This is a genomic window from Peribacillus frigoritolerans, assembly GCF_004358755.1.
Lineage (GTDB): Bacteria > Bacillota > Bacilli > Bacillales > Bacillaceae > Bacillus_P.
The window spans coordinates 742,997-768,251 of sequence record NZ_SMZY01000002.1 but is presented as its reverse complement, the minus strand read 5'-3'; the positions used below and the strand labels follow the sequence as shown (position 1 = coordinate 768,251).

Annotated in this window: 26 protein-coding genes and 1 pseudogene; 20 read left to right on the top strand and 7 right to left on the bottom strand. The window is 41.4% G+C overall.

Features of this window, described 5'->3' with window-relative positions; all coding sequences use genetic code 11:
• Nucleotides 1-176 precede the first annotated feature (176 nt).
• The 3 genes from E2R53_RS11255 (at nucleotide 177) to E2R53_RS11245 (ending at nucleotide 2,421) form a co-directional block, all read left to right on the top strand.
• Complete coding sequence (locus tag E2R53_RS11255) at nucleotides 177-638, top strand: YfmQ family protein (RefSeq protein WP_133311845.1); 462 nt, start codon at nucleotides 177-179, stop codon at nucleotides 636-638.
• 113 nt (nucleotides 639-751) lie between these two features.
• Nucleotides 752-1,966: a threonine synthase gene (locus E2R53_RS11250; RefSeq protein WP_133311844.1), complete on the top strand. Its 1,215-nt coding sequence runs from the start codon at nucleotides 752-754 to the stop codon at nucleotides 1,964-1,966.
• 80 nt (nucleotides 1,967-2,046) lie between these two features.
• Nucleotides 2,047-2,421, top strand: coding sequence for a DUF948 domain-containing protein (locus tag E2R53_RS11245; protein ID WP_070878355.1), 375 nt, complete (start codon nucleotides 2,047-2,049; stop codon nucleotides 2,419-2,421).
• 25 nt (nucleotides 2,422-2,446) lie between these two features.
• Here the strand turns inward: E2R53_RS11245 and E2R53_RS11240 are convergent, their stop codons facing one another.
• Nucleotides 2,447-3,382, bottom strand: coding sequence for a helix-turn-helix transcriptional regulator (locus E2R53_RS11240; protein WP_165970960.1), 936 nt, complete (start codon nucleotides 3,380-3,382; stop codon nucleotides 2,447-2,449).
• Between the two features lie 92 nt (nucleotides 3,383-3,474).
• Here E2R53_RS11240 and E2R53_RS11235 point away from each other — a divergent pair, with 92 nt between their 5' ends.
• Complete coding sequence (locus E2R53_RS11235) at nucleotides 3,475-3,999, top strand: dihydrofolate reductase family protein (protein ID WP_133311842.1); 525 nt, start codon at nucleotides 3,475-3,477, stop codon at nucleotides 3,997-3,999.
• A 509-nt stretch (nucleotides 4,000-4,508) separates the two neighbouring features.
• On the opposite strand, the gene E2R53_RS11230 is transcribed toward E2R53_RS11235, so the two are convergent.
• Nucleotides 4,509-5,747 (bottom strand): helix-turn-helix domain-containing protein, encoded by a 1,239-nt coding sequence (locus E2R53_RS11230; protein ID WP_133311841.1) that lies wholly within the window; start codon nucleotides 5,745-5,747, stop codon nucleotides 4,509-4,511.
• A 170-nt stretch (nucleotides 5,748-5,917) separates the two neighbouring features.
• Here E2R53_RS11230 and E2R53_RS11225 point away from each other — a divergent pair, with 170 nt between their 5' ends.
• Nucleotides 5,918-6,283, top strand: a complete 366-nt coding sequence (locus E2R53_RS11225) for a hypothetical protein (RefSeq protein ID WP_133311840.1) — start codon at nucleotides 5,918-5,920, stop codon at nucleotides 6,281-6,283.
• Nucleotides 6,280-7,848, top strand: a complete 1,569-nt coding sequence (locus E2R53_RS11220; RefSeq protein WP_133311839.1) for a cation acetate symporter — start codon at nucleotides 6,280-6,282, stop codon at nucleotides 7,846-7,848. The genes E2R53_RS11225 and E2R53_RS11220 overlap by 4 nt, the downstream gene beginning before the upstream one ends.
• Before the next feature lie 80 nt (nucleotides 7,849-7,928).
• On the opposite strand, the gene E2R53_RS11215 is transcribed toward E2R53_RS11220, so the two are convergent.
• The 3 genes from E2R53_RS11215 to E2R53_RS11205 are packed head-to-tail and all read right to left on the bottom strand — an operon-like array spanning nucleotide 7,929 to nucleotide 11,028.
• Nucleotides 7,929-9,530, bottom strand: a complete 1,602-nt coding sequence (locus tag E2R53_RS11215; protein ID WP_165970959.1) for a YndJ family protein — start codon at nucleotides 9,528-9,530, stop codon at nucleotides 7,929-7,931.
• On the bottom strand, nucleotides 9,520-10,119 hold the full coding sequence (locus E2R53_RS11210) for a DUF4166 domain-containing protein (protein WP_133311837.1): 600 nt from the start codon (nucleotides 10,117-10,119) through the stop codon (nucleotides 9,520-9,522). Before E2R53_RS11210 ends, E2R53_RS11215 begins: the two co-directional genes overlap by 11 nt.
• Before the next feature lie 9 nt (nucleotides 10,120-10,128).
• Nucleotides 10,129-11,028 carry a DoxX-like family protein gene (locus E2R53_RS11205; RefSeq protein WP_133311836.1) on the bottom strand — a complete coding sequence of 300 codons (900 nt, stop codon included), beginning with the start codon at nucleotides 11,026-11,028 and terminating at the stop codon, nucleotides 10,129-10,131.
• An 87-nt stretch (nucleotides 11,029-11,115) separates the two neighbouring features.
• On the opposite strand from E2R53_RS11205, the gene E2R53_RS11200 reads away from it, so the two are divergent.
• The 5 genes and pseudogenes from E2R53_RS11200 to E2R53_RS11180 all read left to right on the top strand — a co-directional run bounded on the left by E2R53_RS11200 (nucleotide 11,116) and on the right by E2R53_RS11180 (nucleotide 14,950).
• The gene (locus tag E2R53_RS11200; protein ID WP_133311835.1) at nucleotides 11,116-11,688 is read left to right on the top strand and encodes a histidine phosphatase family protein; all 573 of its coding nucleotides are present in this window, start codon (nucleotides 11,116-11,118) and stop codon (nucleotides 11,686-11,688) included.
• A 77-nt stretch (nucleotides 11,689-11,765) separates the two neighbouring features.
• Nucleotides 11,766-12,212: pseudogene (locus E2R53_RS11195) on the top strand (helix-turn-helix domain-containing protein); the annotation flags it as partial.
• 129 nt (nucleotides 12,213-12,341) lie between these two features.
• Nucleotides 12,342-13,082, top strand: a complete 741-nt coding sequence (locus E2R53_RS11190) for a DUF2161 domain-containing phosphodiesterase (RefSeq protein ID WP_133311833.1) — start codon at nucleotides 12,342-12,344, stop codon at nucleotides 13,080-13,082.
• Nucleotides 13,083-13,313: 231 nt separating this feature from the next.
• Nucleotides 13,314-14,168 (top strand): STAS domain-containing protein, encoded by an 855-nt coding sequence (locus E2R53_RS11185; RefSeq protein ID WP_133311832.1) that lies wholly within the window; start codon nucleotides 13,314-13,316, stop codon nucleotides 14,166-14,168.
• 164 nt (nucleotides 14,169-14,332) lie between these two features.
• A complete protein-coding gene (locus E2R53_RS11180) occupies nucleotides 14,333-14,950 on the top strand; it encodes a DedA family protein (RefSeq protein WP_133311831.1) in 618 nt (205 codons plus the stop codon).
• A 39-nt stretch (nucleotides 14,951-14,989) separates the two neighbouring features.
• On the opposite strand, the gene E2R53_RS11175 is transcribed toward E2R53_RS11180, so the two are convergent.
• Nucleotides 14,990-16,159: an FtsW/RodA/SpoVE family cell cycle protein gene (locus E2R53_RS11175; protein ID WP_133311830.1), complete on the bottom strand. Its 1,170-nt coding sequence runs from the start codon at nucleotides 16,157-16,159 to the stop codon at nucleotides 14,990-14,992.
• A gap of 276 nt (nucleotides 16,160-16,435) precedes the next feature.
• Between E2R53_RS11175 and E2R53_RS11170 the strand changes: the two genes are divergently transcribed.
• The 6 genes from E2R53_RS11170 (at nucleotide 16,436) to E2R53_RS11145 (ending at nucleotide 22,304) form a co-directional block, all read left to right on the top strand.
• Nucleotides 16,436-17,659: an MFS transporter gene (locus E2R53_RS11170; RefSeq protein ID WP_133311829.1), complete on the top strand. Its 1,224-nt coding sequence runs from the start codon at nucleotides 16,436-16,438 to the stop codon at nucleotides 17,657-17,659.
• 131 nt (nucleotides 17,660-17,790) lie between these two features.
• Nucleotides 17,791-19,380: a long-chain-fatty-acid--CoA ligase gene (locus E2R53_RS11165; protein ID WP_133311828.1), complete on the top strand. Its 1,590-nt coding sequence runs from the start codon at nucleotides 17,791-17,793 to the stop codon at nucleotides 19,378-19,380.
• Between the two features lie 64 nt (nucleotides 19,381-19,444).
• Nucleotides 19,445-20,194 carry a hypothetical protein gene (locus E2R53_RS11160; RefSeq protein WP_133311827.1) on the top strand — a complete coding sequence of 250 codons (750 nt, stop codon included), beginning with the start codon at nucleotides 19,445-19,447 and terminating at the stop codon, nucleotides 20,192-20,194.
• 12 nt (nucleotides 20,195-20,206) lie between these two features.
• Nucleotides 20,207-20,836 (top strand): NUDIX hydrolase, encoded by a 630-nt coding sequence (locus E2R53_RS11155; protein ID WP_133311826.1) that lies wholly within the window; start codon nucleotides 20,207-20,209, stop codon nucleotides 20,834-20,836.
• 164 nt (nucleotides 20,837-21,000) lie between these two features.
• On the top strand, nucleotides 21,001-21,930 hold the full coding sequence (locus E2R53_RS11150) for a DMT family transporter (protein WP_286166145.1): 930 nt from the start codon (nucleotides 21,001-21,003) through the stop codon (nucleotides 21,928-21,930).
• Entirely contained in the window at nucleotides 21,927-22,304 is a 378-nt protein-coding gene (locus tag E2R53_RS11145) for a hypothetical protein (RefSeq protein ID WP_133311824.1), read from the top strand. The genes E2R53_RS11150 and E2R53_RS11145 overlap by 4 nt, the downstream gene beginning before the upstream one ends.
• On the opposite strand, the gene E2R53_RS11140 is transcribed toward E2R53_RS11145, so the two are convergent.
• Nucleotides 22,301-22,948: a CPBP family intramembrane glutamic endopeptidase gene (locus E2R53_RS11140; RefSeq protein WP_133311823.1), complete on the bottom strand. Its 648-nt coding sequence runs from the start codon at nucleotides 22,946-22,948 to the stop codon at nucleotides 22,301-22,303. The genes E2R53_RS11145 and E2R53_RS11140 overlap by 4 nt on opposite strands.
• A 322-nt stretch (nucleotides 22,949-23,270) precedes the next feature.
• Here E2R53_RS11140 and sigH point away from each other — a divergent pair, with 322 nt between their 5' ends.
• From sigH to E2R53_RS23250, 3 genes are all read left to right on the top strand, one after another.
• Nucleotides 23,271-23,921: an RNA polymerase sporulation sigma factor SigH gene (sigH, locus tag E2R53_RS11135; RefSeq protein WP_133311822.1), complete on the top strand. Its 651-nt coding sequence runs from the start codon at nucleotides 23,271-23,273 to the stop codon at nucleotides 23,919-23,921.
• Nucleotides 23,922-24,058: 137 nt separating this feature from the next.
• Nucleotides 24,059-24,847 carry a DUF4240 domain-containing protein gene (locus E2R53_RS11130; protein WP_133311821.1) on the top strand — a complete coding sequence of 263 codons (789 nt, stop codon included), beginning with the start codon at nucleotides 24,059-24,061 and terminating at the stop codon, nucleotides 24,845-24,847.
• A 174-nt stretch (nucleotides 24,848-25,021) separates the two neighbouring features.
• On the top strand, nucleotides 25,022-25,198 hold the full coding sequence (locus E2R53_RS23250; RefSeq protein WP_165970958.1) for a hypothetical protein: 177 nt from the start codon (nucleotides 25,022-25,024) through the stop codon (nucleotides 25,196-25,198).
• Nucleotides 25,199-25,255 lie beyond the last annotated feature (57 nt).

Sequence of the window (25,255 nt, the reverse complement as noted above, 5' to 3'; positions counted from 1 at the left end):
ACGATTCCATTTGGGGATCGTTTTTTTTGCAGGGGATTCATTTCGAAAGACAACTATCAAATGGATGGTCAAAATTAATCCAAATTGGACGGTTATTACATGTGTTCTTAATTGTATAATATTGTCGGAACCCTAGGATGGAATAGATAAGTTATTAAAGTAAAGGTGATGAAAATATGACTTTGGCAGTAATAATTTCTTTAATTCTAATGAGTGCTATAAAAATAGTAATGACCTGTCTTCCAACTTTTAGTGTCGATTGGCTTATCAGCAAATTTGAGATTCATTCAAAACTCAGTGACTCAAATTCTAAAGTAACCATTGATGGGAAATCCTTGAAAGGTGAAGGCAAAATACAAGTAATTAATGATTTTAACGAAGCAGTATTTTTAAAAAAATATTATATTTATCCAGGGAGCGAGAATTTATTTTTACATCCGGAGAACGGCGGGACTCCAATTATCATTGATACTAAAAGAGGAAAAAAGGATGTTAGAATCTTTATATACAGTTACAAAGATCGCGTTTATGTAGTAAAACGGTTCAAAAAGAAAATAGCAGCCTACAGTCTGCTTTCTGATAGTCTCCAAAACCGTTCGAATTTGTTATCAGAGGGAATAGTGTTATCCTCCTTTTAGTTTGACTATTCAAAAAAGATACGCTATCTTTCTATACATAAGCTGATCGGAAAAACCGAAGGCCCTTAACGTTTATTTGTTAGGGGCCTTTTCTATTATGGAGGGATTTTTTCATGAATTATAGTTATCTGTCACATTTAAGCTGCCCGAAATGCGGTACGGAGTATTCAGCGGACACGATTCAGCAGCTTTGCACGTGCGGATCGCCGTTATTGGTAAACTATCATTTGGATCTAGTGAAATCGGTGTTGACGAAAGAAGAGGTAAGTAACAGAGAAAACAGCCTTTGGAAATATCATGAGCTGCTTCCGGTAGAAAATCCGGACAATATTGTATCAATGGGAGAGGGCATGACGCCGCTCCTTAAGATGGACAGAATCGGCAGAAAATTAGGTATTGGGCATCTTCTTATGAAAGATGAAGGTCTGATTCCAACTGGTTCTTTTAAAGCGCGGGGCGCTGCTGTCGGCATATCGAAAGCGAAGGAGCTGGGTGTGAAAACATTTGCGATGCCGACAAACGGCAATGCAGGTGCCGCGTGGTCACTTTATGCAGCAAGAGCGGGGTTGGAGCCGTATATAATCATGCCATTGGATGCGCCGCTTATTACTAGAAAAGAAACGGCGATTTCCGGTGCGAATTTGCATTTGATTGACGGATTGATCAGCGATGCAGGAAAAGTTGTAGCGCAGCTTGTCAGCGAAGAAGGTTTTTATGATGCATCCACGCTAAAAGAGCCATACCGCATTGAAGGGAAAAAGACGATGGGGTATGAAATTGCGGAGCAGCTGAACTGGACCGTGCCTGATGTCATTTTGTACCCGACTGGCGGGGGTGTGGGCATAATCGGAATCTATAAAGCTCTTCTGGAATTGCAGGAGCTTGGCTGGATCAGCAAGGACAAGCTTCCCCGCCTGGTTGCTGTTCAGGCGGAAGGGTGCGCACCGATTGTAAAAGCATTTGAAGAAGGGAAAATGGAATCAGAATTCTGGGAAAATTCAGAGACGGATGCGTTTGGCATCAATGTGCCGAAAGCAATCGGTGATTTTCTTGTTCTTCAGGGGATTTATGAGACGAATGGCTGTGCCATTGCTGTTTCTGAAACAGAGATTCATGCTGAGCAGTCACAAATTGCTGAATTAGAAGGCTGTTTTATTTGTCCGGAGGGAGCGGCTACTTTTGCTGCGGCCCGTCTCTTAAGAGAAAGAAACTGGATTAAGGAAAATGAAACCGTGGTCTGCCTGAATACAGGTCAGGGAATAAAATATCCCGAAACCGTTCGTGCAGAAGCACCGGTGCTCCGAAAAGGAGAAATGCTGAAACTATAAGCTTCTACTCTTCGCGGCCGAATCATATAATTTATCAATGTACAGCCTGTCTTGTACATAATCGGCCGCGGAGGTGGAACATGTTAATCGAACTAAGTGCTGTCGGAGCTGCGTTAGCTTTTATTTGCCTTGTAGGGTATTTGATCCAAACGCTAAGACGCGGAATGGTTACCCTGGAAGAAACAAATGAGACCCTTGTTGAAGTAAGAAAGGCTGTTCATGATTTGTCGGGAGAGGCTGAGGATCTGATTCACTCTGCCAATCAAATCACTGTTGATGTAAAAAGCAAAATGAAAACGGTAGAACCATTGCTTGAATCTGCACAGGATATGGGAGAGGTCATTCACAGTGTGACGAACACTGTAAAACAGGCGGCAACCGGGTATGGATATGGACTTCCGCCGGTGAAAAACGAGAAGGCGCCAAACCGTGAAGTGAAGATTAAACTGAAATGAAAATTCCCCGCATAGGGGAATTTTTTTAGTTCTTATACTGATCCTGAATAGCTTTGGCATGCGATAAGATACTCTCAATCAGTTCCTGCGGTTCTTCAACGATAGCGTCTCCTCCAAGCAAATAAAAGTGCCTGGCCATAAAGCTGATTTCATCAATTGGAATTTTGGCAGAAATTGTCCCTGTGCCATCATGATGCTGAGTTATATAATCTGCAAGGTATGGCAGGCTCTTGCATTCCCTCACTCCATTTTTCGTCAATTGGACTTTTAAAGGAATTTGATCCCGTTGTTCCATTTTAGAAAGCCATCCAAATAGGTTCATTTTTATAGATTCGTCTGCACCTATTACCTTCACGCTGCAGATTCGGTCGACTCTGAATAATCGGTGATCCTGAGAGCTGTAGTCATAGGCTGGACAATACCATAATCCATTAGATGCATAAATGCCATAAGGAAAAATGCTGCGAATAGCTTTCCCTTTCTTTCCCTCATACTCTATTTCGATTTGCGACTGGCTGACTGCGCTCCCCAGAATGTCATTTAATAAAGGGGCATGAATTTTCTGGGGATGCGCTAAAAAGGAAATGTGATTTTTTATTTCATCTATTTTCTTTTTGATTGTTTCATTGAATGATAAGTAAAGTTTATCGGAAGCGGCCTTAATTTCCGTTTGAAAGGGCAGGGTCTGGTAGTGCATAAGGTACTCGTATGAAAAATACAGGGCAAGTCCCTCTTCTTCAGTGAAGAAGAGCGGAGGAAGGATATTATTTTTCAAAACAGTGTATCCCCCGTGAGGTCCCTGTTCACTATATAGAGGCAAGCCCCATTCTTCAAGCTCGGCTAAGTCACGCTGGATCGTTCGGACAGATACTCCAAACTCATTAGACAATTCGCCTGCCGTTACTTTTCTGTTCCGGTTGATATAAAACAGGATGCTGAATAATCGCTGAAATTTTGACATGTTTTTTCCTTCCTGATCATGACTATTTCTGTCGTCATTATCTGTTAACATAAAAGCCAAAGTCAAACATTTCTACTAAAGGAGACATGAATATGAGCAGAAAGATCGTTTTATTTATTGCAATTAGCCTTGATGGATATATAGCCCGTCTGGATGGGGATATCAGCTGGCTTGATGAGGTCGAGGGTGCTGGGGACAATGGCTATAGTGAATTTATAGAATCCATAGATACGGTCGTGATGGGAAAAAAAACGTATGACCATGTTCTACTTTTAACTAATAATCAGTATCCGTATGAAGGAAAAACAAGCTATATATTTACAAGAAAAGAAATCAGCACGAGTTCAGATCTGCATTTCACAACGGAAGACCCTGCAGCGCTTGCTGAAAAATTAAAATTACAGCAAGGCAGGGATATCTGGCTTGTTGGGGGATCAGAGTTATTGGACGGTTTTATGAAAAAAAACTTGGTCGATGAGTACATCATCACGACTGCCCCGATTATTTTAGGCGACGGCATCCCGCTGTTTAAGACCAGGAATTCTAAGATCAAACTAAGGCTTAAAAGCAGCAAAAAGTATGGGGAATTTGTGCAGAATCATTATGTGAATGCTTGAGAAAAGGTAAGTTTTTAAATGAAGCAGACAGGAAAAACGTTTGTTTTTTCTGCCTGCTTTTTTCTGTAATTCATAGTATCACCAGCAATAGTGCTGCCACAAATGACGGTCCAGATCTTGAGAAGTCGTGTTATTGTTGGAAGTGGTGCCACAAGTAACGATCTGAATCCTGAGAAGTGGCGTCATTGTTGGAAGTGTCCTCCTTTTTCCTTTTCAGCTCCACAGTACAACTCCTAGGCAAGAACAAAATTCTCCAATTAATTCGGAAACCCCACGAATTAATTTTAAAACCCCATGAATTAATTCCAAAACCCCTCCAATTAAATTGGAAACCCCATCAATTCGGGATTTTCTCCTAGGCCTGTGAACAGTCGGCTCCGCTTTTCTTGTTGTCCAGCTCCGCCTCCTAGCCCCTCGGCCAAAACGGATCCGTCTGTAAAGGCAAAAAGCGCCTTTTCAGCCGGATCCTTATTTGTCTTTCGGGTCTGAACAGTCGGCTCCGCTTTTCTCTATACAAACAGAATCTCATCCGTCAGCCGATATTCACTCGGGGTAATGCTTACGTATTTTTTGAAGGTGGTGCTGAAATAGTTCGGGGTATTAAAGCCGAGTTCGTCTGCAATTTGCTCAATTGTTTGATCGGTATGCCTGAGCATCCAGACGGCGCGTTGAAGTCTGACGAAAGTGACATATTCAACAAAGCTGCGGCCGGTTTCTTTTTTGAAGAGTTTGCAGAAATATGGAACGCTGATGTTGATTTGGTCAGCGACGATTTTCGTCGTCAGTTCTTTATGGAAGTTAAGAGCAATATAGCTTGTGCACGTATTGATTTGCGGATTAGTGGTTATTTCTTCAAAATATCGGAGCGAGAGCCGGTTGTAATGAGGGGTGCGCCTTGCTTTGCGTGCTTCTCGGTACGAATGGGATAAAAGCAGGGGCTCTCTGTAAATGGAACCGACTCCTATGTATAAATGAATGCCATGTTTATTTTTCAGAACCTCAATCGCCTGTAGCAAGTTGCTTTCGCCTTCCTGCCAATTTCTGATGGAAGATAAGCCGTGCGGAACCTGGATAAGCATGAGCAAATGTTTTTTGTAAGCGAGAAAAGACGGCTGCTGATTCACTTGTGAAAAGAGCTGATTAAAGACAGACTGAATGAGAAGAGGCGCTGATTCTGCTTTTTCCCTGCTTTGATTGTGAATAAATCCCTGTATGAAGCAAACCGCGTTTGGAACTGTTTCATCAGAAAGATAGGAACGTGCTGCAAACAGCTCTTCTTCTGATTTCACTTCGGCCCGGAGCAGTCTCCGAAGAAAAGCTTCTTGAAAAGGTAGAAGGCGTGCGTCTGTCCTTTCCTGTTCAAGCTGCTGAACCATTGAACCATAGTTTGCGATGACTGCGCTTTCATTTTTATTTGACGTGATGACTTTTCTTAAACTCTTGATGAAGGTATGTTTTTTGACGGGCTTCACTAGCATGGTCTGCAGCTGCAGTTCGATGGCAATTGGAGATGTTTTCAGCATAGATGGGTCTAGAAGCGGGAAGATGATGCAGTCATGGTGTTTTTTTTGCAGACGGTGAATTTTGACCCAGTCAAATAAATTTCTAATTTCTACTACAGCTATTTTGTGTGTGGTGTTTATGTTTCTCTCATCCACATGCAGGGTATCCTCTAGTTCTTCTTGTATCCATGTTGTCATTTTTTCTTTTTCAGCTGTTTCTTCCACTATGAATGTAACGTTGTACACGTTTAATTCCCCGTTCCTTTACAGTATGTCTCTAGTACTAGTATACATGAAATGGATAATATATTAAATATTTATACATTTCTGATAATTTATTGTAAGGTATGCCGTTTCCTTCTATTGTAAAATACAAGCATGCAGTGAAATAGATAAAAACAAAGGGGGAACGGATTTTGGCCGCTGAGTTTAAAGAATATGATTATGTAGAGGCAGGGACGGTTGATGTCCGAGAGCTGGAACCGCTTGATCAGCAGACACGCCATTTGATGAAAAGTGAATTTAGTACAGGCTCGAAACTGACTTTGTTTTATTTTGCCTTTATTTTTGCGATGCCGATCCTGAATTGGTTTGCACCTGAGTTTATGTTTTCAACTTTTTACGGCGGAATGACGTATGCCTGGTTCTTTACAGGAATTGTTGCAATGGGAATGGCCTTTATTATTGCTTATATTCATACTGCGTTATATGAGAAGAGATTGAAAAAGAGCCAGATGACAGACAGCTCCATTCGTCCTTCTAATGGAAGGAGTGTCAACTGATGGCTGCTTTGTTTGAACCTAAAATGCTGCTCACGATTTTCCTGATGGGAACGATCGTCTACATTACGTATCTATCAAAACGGAATGCAACGGCATCTGACTTTTTTGTAGGCGGCCGGAGCTTTGGCTGGTTTACGAATGGATCGGCCATCGGCGGAGATTACTTGAGTGCTGCCACCTTCCTCGGGATTGCAGGATTGACTTTTCAGCTTGGCTATGATGGAGCTTATTACGCATTTTGTTTCTCGATCGGACTGACTCTCCTTGCAATCTTTGTAGCGGGACCGCTTCGCAGATTTGGCGCTTATACAGTTGCGGATTTTCTTGGCTACCGTTTTCACAGTAAAAGGGCAAGACTTGCAGCGGTTGCTGTCGTACTCGCGATTTCAGGTTTCTATGCAGCGCCGCAATTGTTGGGAGCAGCACAAATCTTAAGTATGTTCTTTGGGACAAGTTATGAATTTGGCATTATTTTTACTTGCAGTGTCATGATTTTCTACGTTGGAATCGGCGGAATGAAAGGGACTACGCTAAATCAGGCGCTGGAATTATGGATTCGTCTCGGCGCATTTATTTTGATGGTAGTAGCGGCGATTTACGGCGGTTTATATTATGAAAGAATCCTAGCTTCTGTCACTGAATTTACAGGAAGCATTGCCGGAACAGCAACGTTTGCACCTGATGGAAAAGACGTTGTTCATGATGGTCAAACCTGGATTGGCACAGGAAACTACTTCCCGTCCTTCTGGCAGACCATTTCAATGACAATCGGGCTTGCGCTGGGTACGATCGGTCTTCCGCATATTCTGCTTCGCTTTTACACAAACCCAAGTGCAAAGGCCGCACGTAAATCAGCTCTTATGGCGATCTTAATTGCAAGCGTTTTCTTTTTCTTCGCGGTTTACCTTGGAGCAGTCGGAAGATCTATATTCTTAAGCGGCTCAGCGGATCCACAAGTTATGAAGGATCTTGTAGCGGGTGGAAACAATATGGTTATTCCTTCTACTGCACAGGCTCTTGGCGGAGAATGGCTGCTTGGACTAGTCATCGCAGGTGCATTTGCTGCAGTCTTCTCGAACTTGTCCGGTTTATTTATCGCAAGTTCCGGTGCTTTGGCACATGATCTTTATGCAACTTTCTTACGGAAAAATATCACTCAAAAAGAACGTGTTATTGCCGGTAAAGTCTCGATTCTGGTTTTAGGTGTCCTTTACGGTGCGCTTGGTCTTCTTGTAAAAGAAGCATCGATTGGCCATCTTGTTGCACTCGCCTTTACGGTGGCAGCAAGTACATTTACACCTATCTTCATTCTTGGAATCTGGTGGAGAGGCATGACTGAAAAAGGGGCAATTGCGGGACTTGTCCTTGGGCTCCTTTCCTCCATGTACATGATTTTCCTGCCGGAGACTTTGCCTGAATTCCTTCAGTTCAGAGTACCAGGACTGATTACCGTTCCAATCGGATTCCTGTCTGTTTACATCGTCTCGAAGCTTGACCGCAAAGTTCCTGCTGACGTAAACGACTTTATGAGAAAAGTGCATTCGAAAGAATCTGAGATTGCTTGATGAATGAAAAAGAAGACCGAATCAGGTCTTCTTTTTATTGCTAATGCTTCGTTATCATTCAGTTCAAAAAAACTCTTTCATTAGAAAGAGTTTTTTTGTCTTTTCATTATAGAATAATGAATGGTTAAAAAGGGAATCCGAAAAATCCACATGTTATGCTCTGCGGTCAGCGTTCCCCCAGCTGATTCCCTGACATGAAAAACTTCTTCAATTGGAAGTTTGAAAAGATTTTGCCGGAAAGCCAGATAAACACCGGCATCTGAATCCTGCTTCTCTTTTTTGCTTGAAAGCTGAAGGTCTCTTCCTCTCTGCTTAAGTTCCAGTATTCCAATCATCGCTGAACCGGGAAGAGGAAGCCCAATATTCATATAGGTTTTTTCATTTGTGCTGTGATAAGAGTAGAGGGCAACAAATGCAGTGTCACCATTCATTTTCCGAACCCATGCCCGGACGGATTCTCTGTCATCGTGTTCTTTTTTTACCGGGTAGATTCTTCCGGTCATTTCAGCCTGCTTGCTTGAGAGCGGAAGGTTGATTTGTTTCACTTGTCCGCTGAACAACCGGTAGATGAAGGCGAATGGTTTGAACCACCTGTGCCAATTTACTTCTGCAAACAGGCGGTATTGGTTGGTATTTTCATAAAAGCTGATAATCTCTTTAGACAGGCTATTTAAAGAAATACCAGGTTCATAGATGCCCATATTATCTACCAGTCCCTGGTATTCAGCGTTTCTGTCTGCGATCTCATCCAGTATTTTCTCGCCAATGGCTCGTTTTCCCCTGACTTTACTGATGGGAAATGCGGGGCCGTCAGCAGAAGAAGGGGTGAAAATAGACCAGCCAATTACACCCAATAAAGCAAATAAGCCGCAATTCAGGATGCCATGAAATTTCAGCATGAAGTTGATGGATACGGTGAAAACTCCCCAACCATTTCCCAGGGCATAAGCCAAAGAAAAAAGAATCGTGATCCCAAGAGCTGAAAAGGACAGTCTGATCAGCCATTTCGCCTGTTGAAGAGGCACTTTAAATGAGAGATAGATCAAACTATAAATCCCCGCAATATATAAAAGGACGGATAACAGTTCAAGCCAGACTGAATAGGCAATCCCCAGCGCTACAATAATTGGCGATACGATCAGGATGGAAGTCGAAAGCCGGTAAATTGGAGGTTTCGAAATTCTCCCCAAGAACCCTGCAAAAACCGGCAGCAAAAAGGAAGAATAGTGAAAGTGAATGCCTGTCAGCCATCTGATGATAGGGGAAAATCCAGTTTCAATATCCCCTATATGGGCAAAAAACCATGCCCCGCCGATCATTAACGATAATAGACCCATATCCACTGCAAATTCTTCAAATTGGATAAAACCCCGGTTTAAAAAACGTGAGCAACCATAAGTCGCGACAAGAACCGTAAAGAACAAGTAGACACCTGCAAAAAAGACATCAAATGAGGATTCTCCTGTTACTTGCAGGAGAAATACAGATGTATAAGCAGGAATGGAAACATAGGGATAAATCTTATAAAACCAATCCCCTTTTTTCATGATGAGCTGCAATACGAGCGGAACATAGACAAGCTGTGCTGCCGTAAGCAATAAAAAGTACCATGGCCCCTCATTTAAAAGCACGGATAGAAGGAAGATGATGCTGTGAATGATGACATAGCTGCTAAATTTCATCTGCTGTAAACGCTCCTTCATATGAGAAAACGGTGCCGATAACACGGTTTACTACTTTTACTTCTATTAAAAAAACGTCCCTGTCCTGGTCGTAGGATTCTGTTACAAAGGCCAGTCCCTGAAACAATTCAGGCATAGGTATCTCAAGCTTTCCAAGCACAAGGCGCTGACTTCTGGACTCTATTTTTAATTGTCCCCTGTCATTCACATGGAAGGATAAATCTGAATAGAACAGTTTCGGCTCACCCAGGTAATCTTTAATCAAGTTCCTTTTAGAATCCAGACTCATTAAGGCATTGAAATACCTTTTTTTCTTTTTAAAATAAAAGATCCGTTCCCAGTGAACCTGTTCTTCCCCGTCAGCGCCAGTGCGGGGAGTATTTCTGATGACAAACGGAATCTCTTGCCCATCCTCCGGAAATAGGAGTTTAAAGCGGACTCCTGCTAAAAAGAAGGGGTACAGCCATTTAGGTCCGCCGTTTATTGTTTTCATCACTCCTTTAGCTGTAAAGGGAAACTCGTACCTTTTTTGAAGCTTCGGATGGAGGCGCTGAAATTGATCACCTAATACACTTCTATAAATAGACATCTGAATCTCCTATCTCTTTCTTTTGCAGCTGCCGGCTGTCGGCAGGTCCCTGCTTTGGAAGAATCCTATGATCGAAAGAATGAATAAAGCGGCATTAAAAGTAATGGGACTGAATGGATGAATCAGGTTAGCTGGCTCTGCCAAAACAGCTGATAGGGAAAGAAATGGGAACACTATAATCTGCAGGCCAAATAACCTTCTTTTATTAAAGGGCAAAAGCCACAGCAGTCCGAATAGTATCTCTGCTATGCCAACAGCAGTAACGATGGAGGAAGCCTGCATGGAAATAGGCATCAAGTTTTTCGTCATAGATACTTCTTCTGGATGCTGGAAAAATAATTTCGGCACTGCGCCGTGATAAGTCCATATAAAAAAGAAAAGAAAGGAAATAAGCCATGTACAAAAAAAGCGAAAATACTGGGAGGCCGGGGCTTCTCCCTTTTCAAGCCATCTTTTCAGGACATCAAAACTTAAAGCAGTTGCCCAGCCGATTAATGGCCTGAATATGATGGCATCAAAGAACGCACCCAACCTGCCAAAGTTCACTTTATAATCGTATTGTGTCAGAAAAGTGAGTGCGTCCTGTTTTTGTATGTACTTCCAGTATCCCTTGCCTTCTTTGATCAGGGATATTTTTTGATCTGTTCCGAAATGAAGAGATGAAGTTCTGGGTCCATCCTCAGTTTGAAAGGTTCCGACGCTTTTTCCCCATCCGTGTATGCTTTGTCCAAAGCCAATATTGGTTTTATATAAAAAGTGCTGAGGTTCGTTTTCTTTTTTCGGAAGATAGGTAATGGATGAAAAACGGAGATCCCAGCTCGAATGCAAGTCTGGAGTTTGTGTTGCACTCCACAGTTTTTCCATGTCTGATCGGACCAAAATTTCAACATAAATTGGTTTTCTTTTCATCGTATTCACCCCTCTTTTAGAGTATCATAATCTTAGATGGAAGAATTAGAGAATGATAGAAATTAATTGAAAGGAATGGTTCTGAATATGACGAAAATAGGGATTATCCGCCATGGGCGCACTGCGTGGAATGTAGAGAGAAGAGCACAGGGGAGCTCAGATATTCCACTTGACGAAAATGGAATCATCGAAGCGGTGAAGCTTGCTGAAAGGTTAAGTTCTGAAGAATGGGATGTGATTTATGCAAGTCCATTAGCCAGGGCGAAACAGACAGCGGAATACATAGCTGAAAAGCTTGGAAATCTTCCTATTCAATATGATGAAAGACTTAAAGAAGTGGACGGCGGACAAATTGAAGGAACGACAGAAGCAGAAAGATTAGAAAAATGGGGAGAACAGTGGCGGGAGCTCGATCTTGGAATTGAAAAGACAGAAGCTGTTATCAAAAGAGGACAGTTATTTTTCGATGAATTAATCAAGAAGCACCCTGAAAAAAACATCTTAATTGTCAGCCACGGAATGTTTATCTCACATTTTTTAAGACAGGTGGTCCCTAAATTAGAAATGAAGGATGGACTGAGAAATACGTCAATTTCGACAATTGTAAAAGGAGAAAAGGGATGGGACTGCGATTTGTATAATTGTACAAGCCATCTGTAAAAGCAGTCACCGTAAAGCACAAAATGACAGGATTTAAAGAATCTGCATTGGTAAGATTGGACTTGGGAGTGAGTGATATGTCATGGATAGAGTCAATACAGAAGGCGATCGACTATATGGAAGAACATTTGCATGAAGATATTTCGACTGAACAGATTGCAAAAGAGGCAAATGCTTCAGCCTATCATTTTCAGCGGACATTTTCGATCTTAACAGACATTTCAGTTGGAGAATATCTTCGGCGCAGACGTTTAACTTTAGCCGCCCAGGAGCTCGCAAACAGCCGCAGAAAAGTGATTGATCTTGCCTATAAGTATGGCTATGACACTCCCGAATCGTTTACAAAGGCTTTCAGAAGGCAGCACGGGATATCGCCGAGTGAAGCGAGGAAAAGCACGTGTAAACTGAAATTCTACAGCCGCCTGGCCATTCAGGTGAGTTTGAAAGGAGCAGATCCGATGAATTACAATGTGGTGGAACGTAAAGGTTTTGAAGCAGTCGGAATTAAACGTGAGTTTTCATGTGACTTTTCTCATTACTTATCAGGCAGGTGATAGTTTCGAATTATTTTCTTGTCCGCTATCATCCACCTGTTTTTTTCTGAAATCGTTTATGATAAGGGTAGGAATAATTGAAAACACGGGGTATAGGAAATGAAACAGGACAAGATTTTAGAAAAGGATTTATATTTGCCCATACAAAGATATTTTCTAAAACAAGGCTTTGAAGTGTACGGTGAAGTAAATGACTGTGATCTGGCTGCGGTCAAGGGAGAAGAGCTGATTATCGTTGAACTGAAGCTCAGGCTGAACGTTGAACTGCTGATTCAGGCGGCAAAAAGACAGCGTTATACAGAACGTGTGTATATTGCCATCCCCAAGCCATCATACAGCCTGCGCTCTAAAAAATGGAAAGATCTTTGCTACTTGGTGAATCGGCTGGAACTTGGTTTGATTATCGTGTCTTTTCGTCAAGGAAGAGCTCAAGCTGAAATCAAGCTTGAACCTTCTTCATTTGATCGAGTCAAAAGCATGAAGCAGAGCAAGAAAAAAAGAGAAAGAATATTGGCTGAAATGGCCGGGCGAAGCGGGGATCATAATATTGGCGGCGTGAACAAAACGAAAATCATGACAGCTTACAAGGAAAGATGCATTCATATTGCCTGCTGTCTCGAAAGGAATGGGCCGCTCAGTCCTAAAATTCTCCGTACCATGGGGACAGGCGATAAAACGCTCTCGATTCTTAACAAGAATTACTACGGCTGGTTTGAAAGGGTGAAAAGGGGGACGTATTCCTTGAATGAAACCGGGAAAAAGGAATTGCTCCTGCATGAGGATTTAAGTGAGCATTATTATAAGAAGATTGAAGAGTGGATCCACGGAGAGAAGACCTGATTTTGAGGTGACGGATGTACTGGAATCAAGCTTTCCGTAAAAAATGAAGAAAAAATTTATATTTCTGTTGATTGAATAAATGATCCAAAATACAGCAGAAAAAAAAAGAAAATCCCAAGTTTTTAGCACCAAATGGAAAATTTTTTTTGCCAACTGCCACAAAAAGGGTTTGAGATTCTAAATGTATAGTACTATCCTTATAGATAGAACATCGTTTTGGAAAGGAGAACCATGCAGACTAAAAATAATTTACACACAACCCTCAAAAAAATTAATGAAGTAATTATAGATCAAAAACAAGAATTGATCCAAACTATAAAAGTAGAAAAGAGCATAAAATACCCGAACCTGATTCAGTCAAACAGCCAGGAGCTTTCTAATTGGAGAGAAAAATTGGTGAACGTTTATGCCGAAGCCATTTTGCTCAAGAAGCAGGAATCGATTGTTCTTCTGAACAACTGGGGAAGAGAAACGGCAGATTTGCTGTTGGCGATTCAATTTCCGCTTGACCTGGCCATTGAGGAAATCAAGTTTTACCGTGATGTGATTGGTGACATCATTAAAGACCATGCAAAGGCTGACAGCTTATCCCTGGATGAGTTTTATGAGCTTCTTTCATCGTTTGACGATGTGGTAGATCACGCTATTCATTTAATCAGTGTTTTTTATATGAAAAAATACTCGACTAACATTCAATCTGCCAAAAATGCTGTTGATGAGCTTTCTGTGCCAATTGTGAATGTTTCAGAAAAAATTGGGGTTCTTCCTTTAATCGGAGACCTTGATACACAGCGTGCACAAATATTAATGGACGTTGCTTTAACAAAAAGTGCTGAATGTGCATATGAGTATTTAATCATTGATTTATCAGGTGTACCTGTTATTGACACGATGGTAGCAAACCAAATTTTCAAAGTGCTTGATGCTCTGCAGCTTTTGGGTGTAGAAACAAAATTGAGCGGAATCCGTCCTGAAATTGCACAGACCATGATTAGCCTTGGTTTTGATTTTAAAGAGACCAAATCATTTTCAAGTCTGCACCTTGCCTTGAAATTTATTGGATTTGAACAAAAAAATTTAGGATAACGTGAAGCGGTATCTCTTATAGGAGGTGCCGTGTTTTTTTAAAGAGGATAAATAAACATAAAATTTTGCGTTTCCGCTTTTCTTAGGGTGCATGCGTTTTAAAAGTTCCCGCATAGGGAAATGATTTTTAGAAAAGAAAAGGACGCAGTGAAGGAGCGATGTATTTGGAGAACTGGATTACGGATTTTATGGAACAATACGGGTACTTTGGCATTTTTCTGATGATTGCCTTAGAAAACATATTCCCTCCTATTCCTTCAGAAGTTGTGCTGCCATTCGGAGGTTTCATGACGACCAATTCAGACATGAATGTGATTGGGGTCATACTCGCCGCTACTGCAGGATCTGTTGTCGGCGCGATCGTTTTATTCTGGATTGGCCTTCAGCTGGATGTTGAACGGCTCGAAAAAATCATTGATAAGTGGGGCCATATCCTGAGAGTTAAAAAGAAAGATGTACACCGTGCAGATGCATGGTTTGATAAATACGGCATTTGGACCGTCTTTTTCTGCCGTATGGTGCCTCTGCTCCGCAGCCTCATCTCGATTCCGGCAGGCATGTCCAATATGAATTTCCTGAAATTTGTTCTATTTACCACCTTTGGAACCCTGATCTGGAACATTGCACTTGTTATGCTTGGGGCATCTCTCGGTGAAGCATGGCCGAAAATCAATGAGTATGTCGGTGTGTATTCATCGGTAATATATGCAGTACTTGGAGCAGCAGCAGTTGTGTTTATTATCTGGTTTATTCGAAAAAGGCAAACGAACAGTACACATTAATAGAGAAAAAATACCCAATCTGAATGGATTGGGTATTTTTTATGCAGCCTGTGGCTTGCTGTAGGTCTGCTTAAAGGTATTCATCATCGAAATATTCACAAGCATTCCCGCAGATATACAGAGCAGAATCAGTGATGACCCTCCGTAGCTTACAAATGGAAGGGTAACACCCGTAATTGGAAGCAGACCGGCTACCGCACCAAGATTGACGAGGGCCTGAATTCCAATCATGGATGAAATGCCAATGGCAAGGAGTGAGCCGAATGGATCCGGACAAGCTTTGCTGATGGCAAAGCCTTTTAACACGATAAACGCAATCAGTCCGATGACAAAGAGCACTCCGAACAAGCCAAGCTCTTCACTGATGACCGCCATAATAAAATCCGTATGACTTTCCGGCAAGTAACCATATTTTTGAATGCTGTTTCCAAGGCCAAGCCCGAGCATGCCGCCGCTGTTAATTGCATAATAAGAGCTGACAAGCTGATAGCCTGAATCGGCGATATTTTCAAAGGGATCTAAAAAACCTGTAAATCTTGAAATTCTCTCGGATGAGAAGACGTCCGCTAATTTATTTGTGATAAATAAAAGCATAAGCCCGATTGAAACGGCCATCACTGTAAAGGCTGATAATTTGATAAAGCTTTTAAGCGTAATTCCTGAACAAAGAATGATGATCGCTGCATTCAATAAAATAATGAGTGCAGTTCCAAAGTCGGGCTGCAGCAAAATTAAAATGAAAATCACGACAACAAATATAACTGGCGGCAGAATGGCATTGTAGAAATCATCCATATATCTCTGTTTTTTTGCAAGCAGTGCTGATAAATAAATAATGACCCACATCTTCGCAAACTCTGCGGGCTGAATCGCTGCTCCGCCTAATTTTACCCAGCTTTGAGCATTTCCGGCTGTGTGCCCAAAAATCATGACAAACAATAAAGAGCCAATCGATATGTAAAATAAGAGCTTGATCATTTTTTTCTGAAGAAAGATTTTATATGGAAAAAAAGAAAGTGCGGCAAACATAATGAAACCTATTAGCAGGGAAATACTCTGCTTTTTGAAAAAATAGCTGCTCGTCACATCATACCTTAGAATGGATGTGATCATGCTTGAACTGTAGACCATTAGAAGGCCGAATGTGCTTAATAAGAAAATGGCTGCTATTAACGAATAGTCGTATGATTTAAGAATTCTGATAAACATGATGTGGCTCCTCTATTTAATTGGTGTACAACATAGTAGATGTACCCAAAATCTACAATGAAATAACCTCTTGAAAGCGGATTTTAAAAAAATATTCAAAAATCTTTGCTGGTAAAGTAGGATAAGAGTAAGAGAATGGAAAAAAGGCATCCTTTCTAATTATCGGATAGCGTACAAATTACTTAACATTCTCTGCGGTATAGCCTGAAATTTATTGTGGAGGGGAAGTCCAATGTAAGAACCTGCCCTATATATAAAGAAAGAGGGGTAGTTTACATGAAAAATAAATCGTTTCGCTTTCTTTGGCTCGGTCAATCAATAGCTGGTGGCGGAGATGTCTTTTATATAATTGGTTTGATTACACTGCTTTACTTATATACAGGTTCTGCCGTCTTAATAGCGGCTGTTCCTTTTACTGTCACAATCGGCCATTTTATCAGCGGATTTTTAGCCCCTATCCTGATTGATAAATATCCGCTTAAAACACTGCTGGTTATTTCGCAGTCGGGGAAGACGGGAATCCTCTTCATGCTGGCGCTGTTTAATGAGTTCACTGGTCAATCAGGGCCTGTATATCTGATTTTCATCTTCGTATTTGTCATCTCTTTTCTGGATGGCTGGGCAGCTCCCGCTGTAAGTGCAATGCTGCCTAGATTGGTTCCATCAGAGGAACTTGTTAAAGCCAACAGCCTTGTTTCGGTTTTGGATCAGTCTGTTCAGCTTGGCGGCTGGGCAATAGGGGGAATACTGGCTGCTTCAATCGGGGGAAGTAATGTGATCTGGGTAACATTCGGATTGTTTGTCATTTCATCGGTGTTGATGATGCAAATTAGAGAACAGCATTCTGCTGCAAATCATAGTCGGGCTCCAAAAACGAAATGGTACTCTCTAAAAGAAGGCTGGGTCTTCATTTGGAAAAATCCAACCTTAAAAACACTGAGCATCATTGCTTTTATTGAATCCATTGCCTTTGTCGTCTGGATAGCAGCGATTATCTATATCTATGTAAAAGAACAGCTGCAGATGGAAGAGGAATGGTGGGGCTATATCAATGCCAGCTTTTTTCTTGGCTTGATCCTCGGGGGATTCATTGGTTTGAAAGCATCTGCTTTTATACGTGGAAAACTCAGCAGCATCATTATGGCTGCAGGATTTGGGTTAAGCCTTTGTACTATTCTGTTTGGGTTCACGACCATACCAATGCTTGCTCTTTTCCTCGCCTTTGCCTTCGGAGTGAAGGAACAGCTGAAGTCCATAGCCATGCAGACCCTGCTGCAAAGTAATGCATCAGCTGATCAGCTTCCAAAGGTTTATGCAGCACAGGGTGCCATGCTTTCTTTAACATTCGGCGTCGCATCCCTGCTGTTTGGCTATTTGACAGAGCAGACAAGTGTGCAGATTGTTTTTGCCGTTTCCGCCTTGCTTCTCCTCGGTTCAGCTGTGTTTGCCTTTAGAAGACGGCTGGACTTAAGACTTAAAACTAAAGTTGATAATGAATAGAAAGAAGCCGGTGCACGTCTGCGCCGGTTTCTTTTCATATACATCACACTTGTTATATAACACCTTCTCTCAGATATGCTATAATGATTTTGAAAATAATTGAATATTTAGACGAAAAAGGGGATGGAGAAATGAAGGTGCCTTTGCTGCTGCCTCAGTTTTTGGATCGGGCTGTGAAGCTATACAGGGATAAAACAGCTGTGATTGATGAGTTAAAAGAATTTACATACGCAGAAGTAAATGAAAGAGTCAATCAGCTTTCGCGGGGGCTGATGGATTTAGGGATTGAAAAAGGGGACCGCGTTGCTTATCTAGCACCAAACTCATCTGAAATGTACGAGGGATTTTACGGCGTCCTTCAGCTTGGAGCGGTTATCGTTCCGCTGAATACGAGGCTGATTCCGGAAGATTATGTGTACATTTTAAACCACAGTGAAACGAAAGTATTGTTTGTTGATCATGAACTTTATTCACAGATTGAACCTGTAAAAGATCAGCTGAAAACGGTTAAAAGCATTATTGTTCACGGTCTTGAAATCAGCGGAAATGGTCCGATCGCTTATGAGCAGTGGCTGAGCAAATATGAAAAAGATGGAATCGGACGACCTGAAATGGAGGAGGATGATTTGGCCACTCTTCTTTATACGAGCGGGACGACCGGCAAGCCTAAAGGGGTTATGCTGACCCATCGGAGCAACTATTTGCACGCGCTTTCATCCATGCATCATCTTCGGGTTTCAGACCGTGATATTCTTCTTCACGTGCTGCCGATGTTTCATGTGAATGGATGGGGTTCGCCATTTTATTACACCGCAAATGGAGCAACACAGGTCTGTCTTCGAAAAGTGCAGCCGGGTGATATTTTTAGAAAGATCAATGACTATGGCGTGACTGTCATGCACATGGCTCCAACGGTTTTAAACAGTCTTCTGCAATACGCGGAAGTGAACGGCTATTCAAAGCAGCCGCAGGATATTCGAATTGTAATTGCTGGCTCTGCCCCGCCTCCTGCATTTGTAAAGCGGGTGGAAGAGGAATTGAAGTGGGAGTTCATCCAGGTCTATGGCATGACAGAAGCATCTCCGCTCATAACAACATCCATCATCCGTGATACACAGCAGCATCTTCAGCCTGAGGAAAAATATCGCTTAAAAGCAAAAGCAGGCTATCCGTTCATTGGGAGCGATGTAAGAGTTTTTAATGAGTTTGGAGAGGAAGTTAAGCCCAACAGTCAGGAAATCGGAGAAATTGCGGTACGCGGAAACGGCGTAATGGAAGGCTATTGGAACAACCAGGAAGGAACAGATGAAGTCATTCGCGGCGGCTGGTACTATACAGGGGACATGGCGGTTGTGGATGAGGACGGAAACATTGAAATTGCTGATCGGAAAAAAGATATTATCATCAGCGGAGGAGAAAACATCTCTTCAATTGAAGTGGAAGGCGTACTGTACGAACATCCTGCCGTGCAGGAGGTAGCTGTTATTTCAGTCCCGCATGAAAAATGGGGAGAAACACCTCAGGCTATAGTTGTTATAAAAGACGGACTGCTGACAAGCGAAGAAGAACTGATCGCCTTTGCGCGGAGCAAGCTTGCTCATTTTAAAGCACCGACGAAAGTGATCTTTACAGATGAGCTGCCTAAAACGGCTTCAGGCAAAATTCAAAAAGTTCATCTTCGGAAGGAGTTCTGGAAGGAAAAGGAGAAGTTTGTAAACTGAAAAAGCTGGTGCAACAGACCAGGGAAACCTGGTCTATTTATAGTGAAAAGGAAGGTGATGCAAAATGAAAGCAACAGAAGAAATCTTGTCAGTCTGGAGAAAATTCGATAAATTTCCGATGGAAACCCTCACTAAGGCATGGTATTACAGGAGATCTGGTTCAAAAAAGCAGAGAGATGTTTTTTTAATGGAGGAACATAAGGAACAGTATGGCATAACAGGCAACTGTTTTGATTTATCCATCTGGCTGCTGGATGAGTTTGCAAATAGGGGAATCGATGCATACCCGATTGGAGAAGATCACGGAGCTGTCATCGCGCTGGATGAAAGCGGCAGAAGATATTTGTGCGATTTAGGGGATCAGTGGCTGAATCCGATATTGATAGACACTCAAGCAGAGGATTTCACTTCGGAAAAACTAAAGAATTTTTTCCCTGGTGCAGAAATAAGAGTGGAACCCAGCGGGGAGGATGTGAAAATTACATACTATCGTCCGAATGGAAAGTCGTCCGAACAAATCTATCAGACTGCTCCTATTGAACGAACACAGTTTCTGGCTGCTGCCGAACACTCACAAAATTCAATCAAGCGGGAGCCGCTTTTAGAAAAAAGAGTTCAACATGGAGAAGAAACAGCCCATTGGGAATTTTATAATTGGAAAAGCTTCTTAAGCACCCAAAATGGATTGTTCGAGGATCCGGATGCAGAGAGCATAGAAAAATGGGTTGATCGTATTTATCAGAAGACGGGTTACGATAGAGAATTTCTCATAGAGACGCTGACAATTTATAAAGATTTGAAAGAGCAGAACTGAGAGGTCATTAAAATGGAACAAGAAGTACTGCGTATTTTTGATGAAAATCAAAATCCAATTGGAACAGCATCCCGTGCAGAAGTACATAAGATAGGTCACTGGCATGAAACGTTTCACTGCTGGTTTGCAGGAATAGAAAACGACAGGGTGTATCTCTATTTTCAGCTGCGGAGCAAAGAGAAAAAAGATTATCCAAATCTATTTGATATTACGGCTGCAGGCCACATCCTGGCCCATGAAACGATTGAGGATGGGACACGCGAAGTTGAAGAAGAAATCGGCATTCATGTTTCCTTCTCAGAGCTGGTTCTGCTGGATGTGATGAAGTATTGTGTATCCCAAACAGACTTGAATGATAATGAAATTGCCCATGTGTATTTCTATCCATTCAATCTGTCATTTGAGGCATTCACCTTGCAAAAAGAAGAAGTATCCGGAATGGTTCGGGCAGATTTACATTCATTTAGAGAGCTTATTTCAAGCAGAAGAAGCAGTCTTCTTGTGGAAGGTTTCGAAGTGGACCAGGATGACACTAGAAGAACAATACAAACGGAAGTAGATAAAACGGGATTCGTACCTCATGAAGATGCTTATTATGAGAGAGTTTTAGACTTGATTGAAGAGAAGATGAAGAGAAAATAAGAGGCAAAAATAATCTATTGTTTTCTGAAACTTCATAATCAGCCTATAATGCGGCAGCTGCTTTCATTAGACCCAAATAATTCTTTCAATTAAAAGAAGGAAAGTCAGACCTTATCAGAGAAGTCTAATAGCTTAAGTTAAATCCAGATAAGGACTGAATGGCTTTGAATAAACGAAACCCTTATTTTCTTTTAGTTCTTGCGACGATTTTATGGGGAGGAAATTTTGTCATCGGCCGTGCGGCAACGGACAGCATGCCGCCATTTACCCTCTCAGTGCTCAGGTGGTGTACAGCTTTCATCATCTTTCTGCCATTTGCGTGGCCACACCTGAAAAAAGAGCATGCCCTGCTAAAAAAGAACTGGCACATCCTGATTCTAATGTCTATTACAGGTATTGCGGGCTTTAACAGCCTTCTTTATCTTGCGCTGCATTATACAACATCCATTAATGCTTCGTTAGTGAATACGTCAACTCCAATCATGATTTATATTCTCTCGTTTTTCATTCTTAGAGAGAGCTTGAACAGAAATCAGATGATCGGAACCGTTCTTTCACTTGCAGGACTACTTTTTATTCTTTCAAAAGGATCGCTTGCTGTTCTTGTCAATTTCTCGTTTAATTCTGGTGATTTTATTGTACTTGCAGCTGTTGTCTGCTGGAGCATTTATTCGATTTTAATAAAGCGGTATACAGGAATTTTGCCCGGCTACAGCACATTTTTCGTTTGTATGGCTGTCGGGATTCTCGTTCTGTCTCCGCTGGCTTTTTACGAGACTTTCATTTTAAAGATCCCTGTTGTTTGGTCAGGATCTGCGATTTTTACCATTTTTTATACAGGGGTATTTGCATCGATTGTTGCATTTATTTCCTGGAACACGGCTGTTGTTAAAGTTGGTGCAAATAAAGCGGGAATTTTTCTGAACTTGATTCCAGTCTTTGCCGTTATCTTTGCTGTTTTATTTATTGGTGAAACATTAATGTGGTATCAGCTTGCAGGGGGAATATCTGTCATAGCGGGGGTCTACTTGTCTGCAAGACCTATTTCAGCTGAACAGCAGTCAATTTTAAGAGATAAGGAGTTTTATCGTTGAAAAAAGTAAGCCGTTTTTTTCTCGGTTTGGCACAGCTGATCTTTCTATTCATCCTCCTTGCAGGCATCATATTTTCTGGTTTTATGATTTATGATTCCATTCTGGACGGTGTATATGGTGATTTGGCTATTTACATAGTAATCCTTTTATTTTGCATGTATTTTTTAGGCATGCTTATGGAGAAAAACAACTTCGATGGGGGAGCTGGGGATGATTTCATTGCGCTTGCTGTTTTGATTCTTTTTGTTCTTCTGGGAGGACTTGTTTATCACGGGATAAACGCGGCAGGAAAGCATCTCTACTGGTTCTTTTTCCCTCATCGAAAACCCGATGAGCCTGCAAAAGTCAGAAAGGAAGTACAGGTGAAGCATTAGACGTGAAAAAATTTCAAGTAAACAAGTATAATTCCTAAATCTGAAAGCATGTGACACAGAATGGCTGGGACCAGTGAGCGGAATCGATGACGAAAATACCCCCAAATCATTCCCGCCAGGAAGACAGGGATGACTGCAAGAAGATTGATTGGCCAGTTAAACAGGAAGATCAGTGACAGCAGGTGATAAAGGCTGTAGAAAAAGGATGTAATCAGGATGGTTTTTAAAACACTCAGTTTTTGCATCAGCTTAGTGTACATAAATTCCCGCCAATAATATTCTTCCAATAAAGGATTGACGATCAGCAGGATCAGAATAAGCCAGATGAGATGCCCGCCAGTAAAGTTCCAATCTATTAACTGCTGCTGAAGCTTTTCTGCATCAAAAAAAGAGTCAGAGAAAGCTGAAACGGTACCGAAGATCAGGAATAAAAAGAGGATTCCAGTACCGAAACCTGTTAAGACCCCTTTATTTAAGAGTGCATTGTTTCTAAGAAATTGAAGGCTCTGTCGGATGCTTGAAGCTGAGAACAGCAGAAGCCAGCCGTAAAACAGACTAAAAGTCAGGGGGACACTTTTCATAGCATGCAGTCCAAAAGCAATCATGATGGCGGGGCCAAGAAGAAGCAGCGAATATCCGAGCACAGTATCACCTCTTTAAAATACGTTCTTCTATTTCTTCTTGATAAAGAAGGAAAAATCCTTTCTTCTCCCATATTCAAATTTCCTGCATTTAAAACCTGTTTTTTAAACAAAATACCGACAAAAAAAACGAAAAATCTTCAACATTCGACAAATTTCATATCTATTCTTGCAATGTTTTCTTATTTTATGGCTTCCGCTGTAAACAAGAGTCGATATTTTTGAATATCTTTCAGGTTCTATCTGAGGTAATATAAACATACTTCCTAGTTGCTAGTTTTTGGAGAGGGACCATCATCATCATGAAATCTGCGGAGGGATCTGTATGAGTGTTACATTAGAAGTGAGGAAGATAACAAGTTATGCTGATTTGACAGATGAGGTTTTGCTTGAACTCGTTCAAAATGGAGATTCAGAATCGACCGACTTTTTAATCAGCAAATATCGCAATTTTGTCCGGGCCAAAGCAAGCAGATATTTTCTTATTGGCGGAGAACGGGAAGATATCGTGCAAGAAGGGATGATTGGACTTTATAAAGCCATTCGTGACTTCAAAGTGGACAAGCAGGCTTCATTCAAGGCGTTTGCAGAATTATGCATTACCAGACAGATTATTACGGCCATTAAAACAGCTACCCGTCAAAAGCACACCCCTCTTAATTCCTATGTCTCTTTGTACAAGCCTCTTTTTGAAGATGATAACCACACGCTGCTCGATGTGATTCCCGGAACAAAAACAATGGATCCGGCCACTTTGATCATCAACCAGGAAAAAGCGCTGGACATTGAAATGAAAATGGCTGAAATGCTGAGCGATCTGGAAAGAAAAGTATTGGCCCTTTACATGGACGGACAATCCTACGTTGAAATCTCTGAAGAGCTGAATAAGCACGTTAAATCAATAGACAATGCACTCCAGCGGGTAAAGCGAAAACTCGAGAGATACATGGAGATGCGGGATTACAGCCTGGTATAAAGAGAAATATCAGAATAGCAGGAAAATGGATGGCATGACTTTAATCGGTGATGCTTTTTGTTTTGCTTTTTTCTATTTTTTACCTATAAAAGGGATTTCATTCAAAGTAAAATAGATAGAAAGGGAGGGTGAAAGAGATGGAAACACTTTTGGTTTACAAAGATGGATCATCGAATAAATTTTGGAAAATACAGACGGATCATACCACTTTTACGATTACATACGGAAAAATAGGGACAAGCGGAGCGGTCAAGACAAAAGGATTCGAATCCGAGGAAGAATGCAGGAAGGAAGCAGAAAAGCTGATTAAAGCAAAAATGAAAAAAGGCTATCTCCCAGCTGAAAAAAAAGAAGGTATTATGAAAGAAAGCTCTATGACTGAGCATGCATTCTGGAATCTATTGCAAACAGCCAAGAGGAAGGAAGCCGACAGTGAGGAACAAATTGAGGTGCTGACCTATGCGTTATTAAAAATGCCTAATAAGGATCTTGTGCGTTTCGATTACATCCTTCAGAAGTTTATGAACGAATCATACTCTTCAAATTTATGGGCTGCCGCCTATATTATTATGGGAGGGTGCTCGGATGATTGTTTTGATTATTTTAGAGCATGGCTTATTTTTCAAGGAAAAGAGACATACGAAGCAGCCATATCTAATCCTGAAGTGCTGATACCACTGCTTGAGAAGAGGGAAGAAGAGGGGGAATTCCCTCAGCTAGAAGAGCTTTTATCAGCAGCCTGCATGGCTTTTGAAGAAAAAACAGGCCGGGATGATGAGGATTATTACGAACTGTTTGACAAACTTGAAGGATTTGAGGCACAGCCTGAAATTGAATTGGACTGGGAAGAGGATGACGAGAAAGAACTGCAAAATAGATTTCCAAAGCTTTGGGAAAAATATGGAGAAGTACCGATGGAATGGTAGAAGGCTTGGGGTTTGATTTAGCGAGTTCGGTTCAGGGGTGCAAAACATAAAAACACATAAAAAATAACACTTCGTATAACACACTAATTAACAGCATAATGGGTGTGTTAACTGGCCGCAGCATTAGAAACCTTTTTAAACAAATAACCATAATATTATTTGGAGAGTGATAGTATGATTTGGTTATATTTATTGACTCCTGTCGTTATTCTAGGTGGTATTGCTATTTATCTTGAAAAAAAATCTGGAAGCACTCCACCTGATGAAAAGATCCAAGATGAAAAACTAGGGGAAGTTATCAATCAAAACGGCATCAATTCCAATGGAAGCCATGATGGATCAGGATATTAATAGTTCACCACTAAAAGACACTCTTTATCAAAAAAAAGAACTTCTGCTTAAAACCCT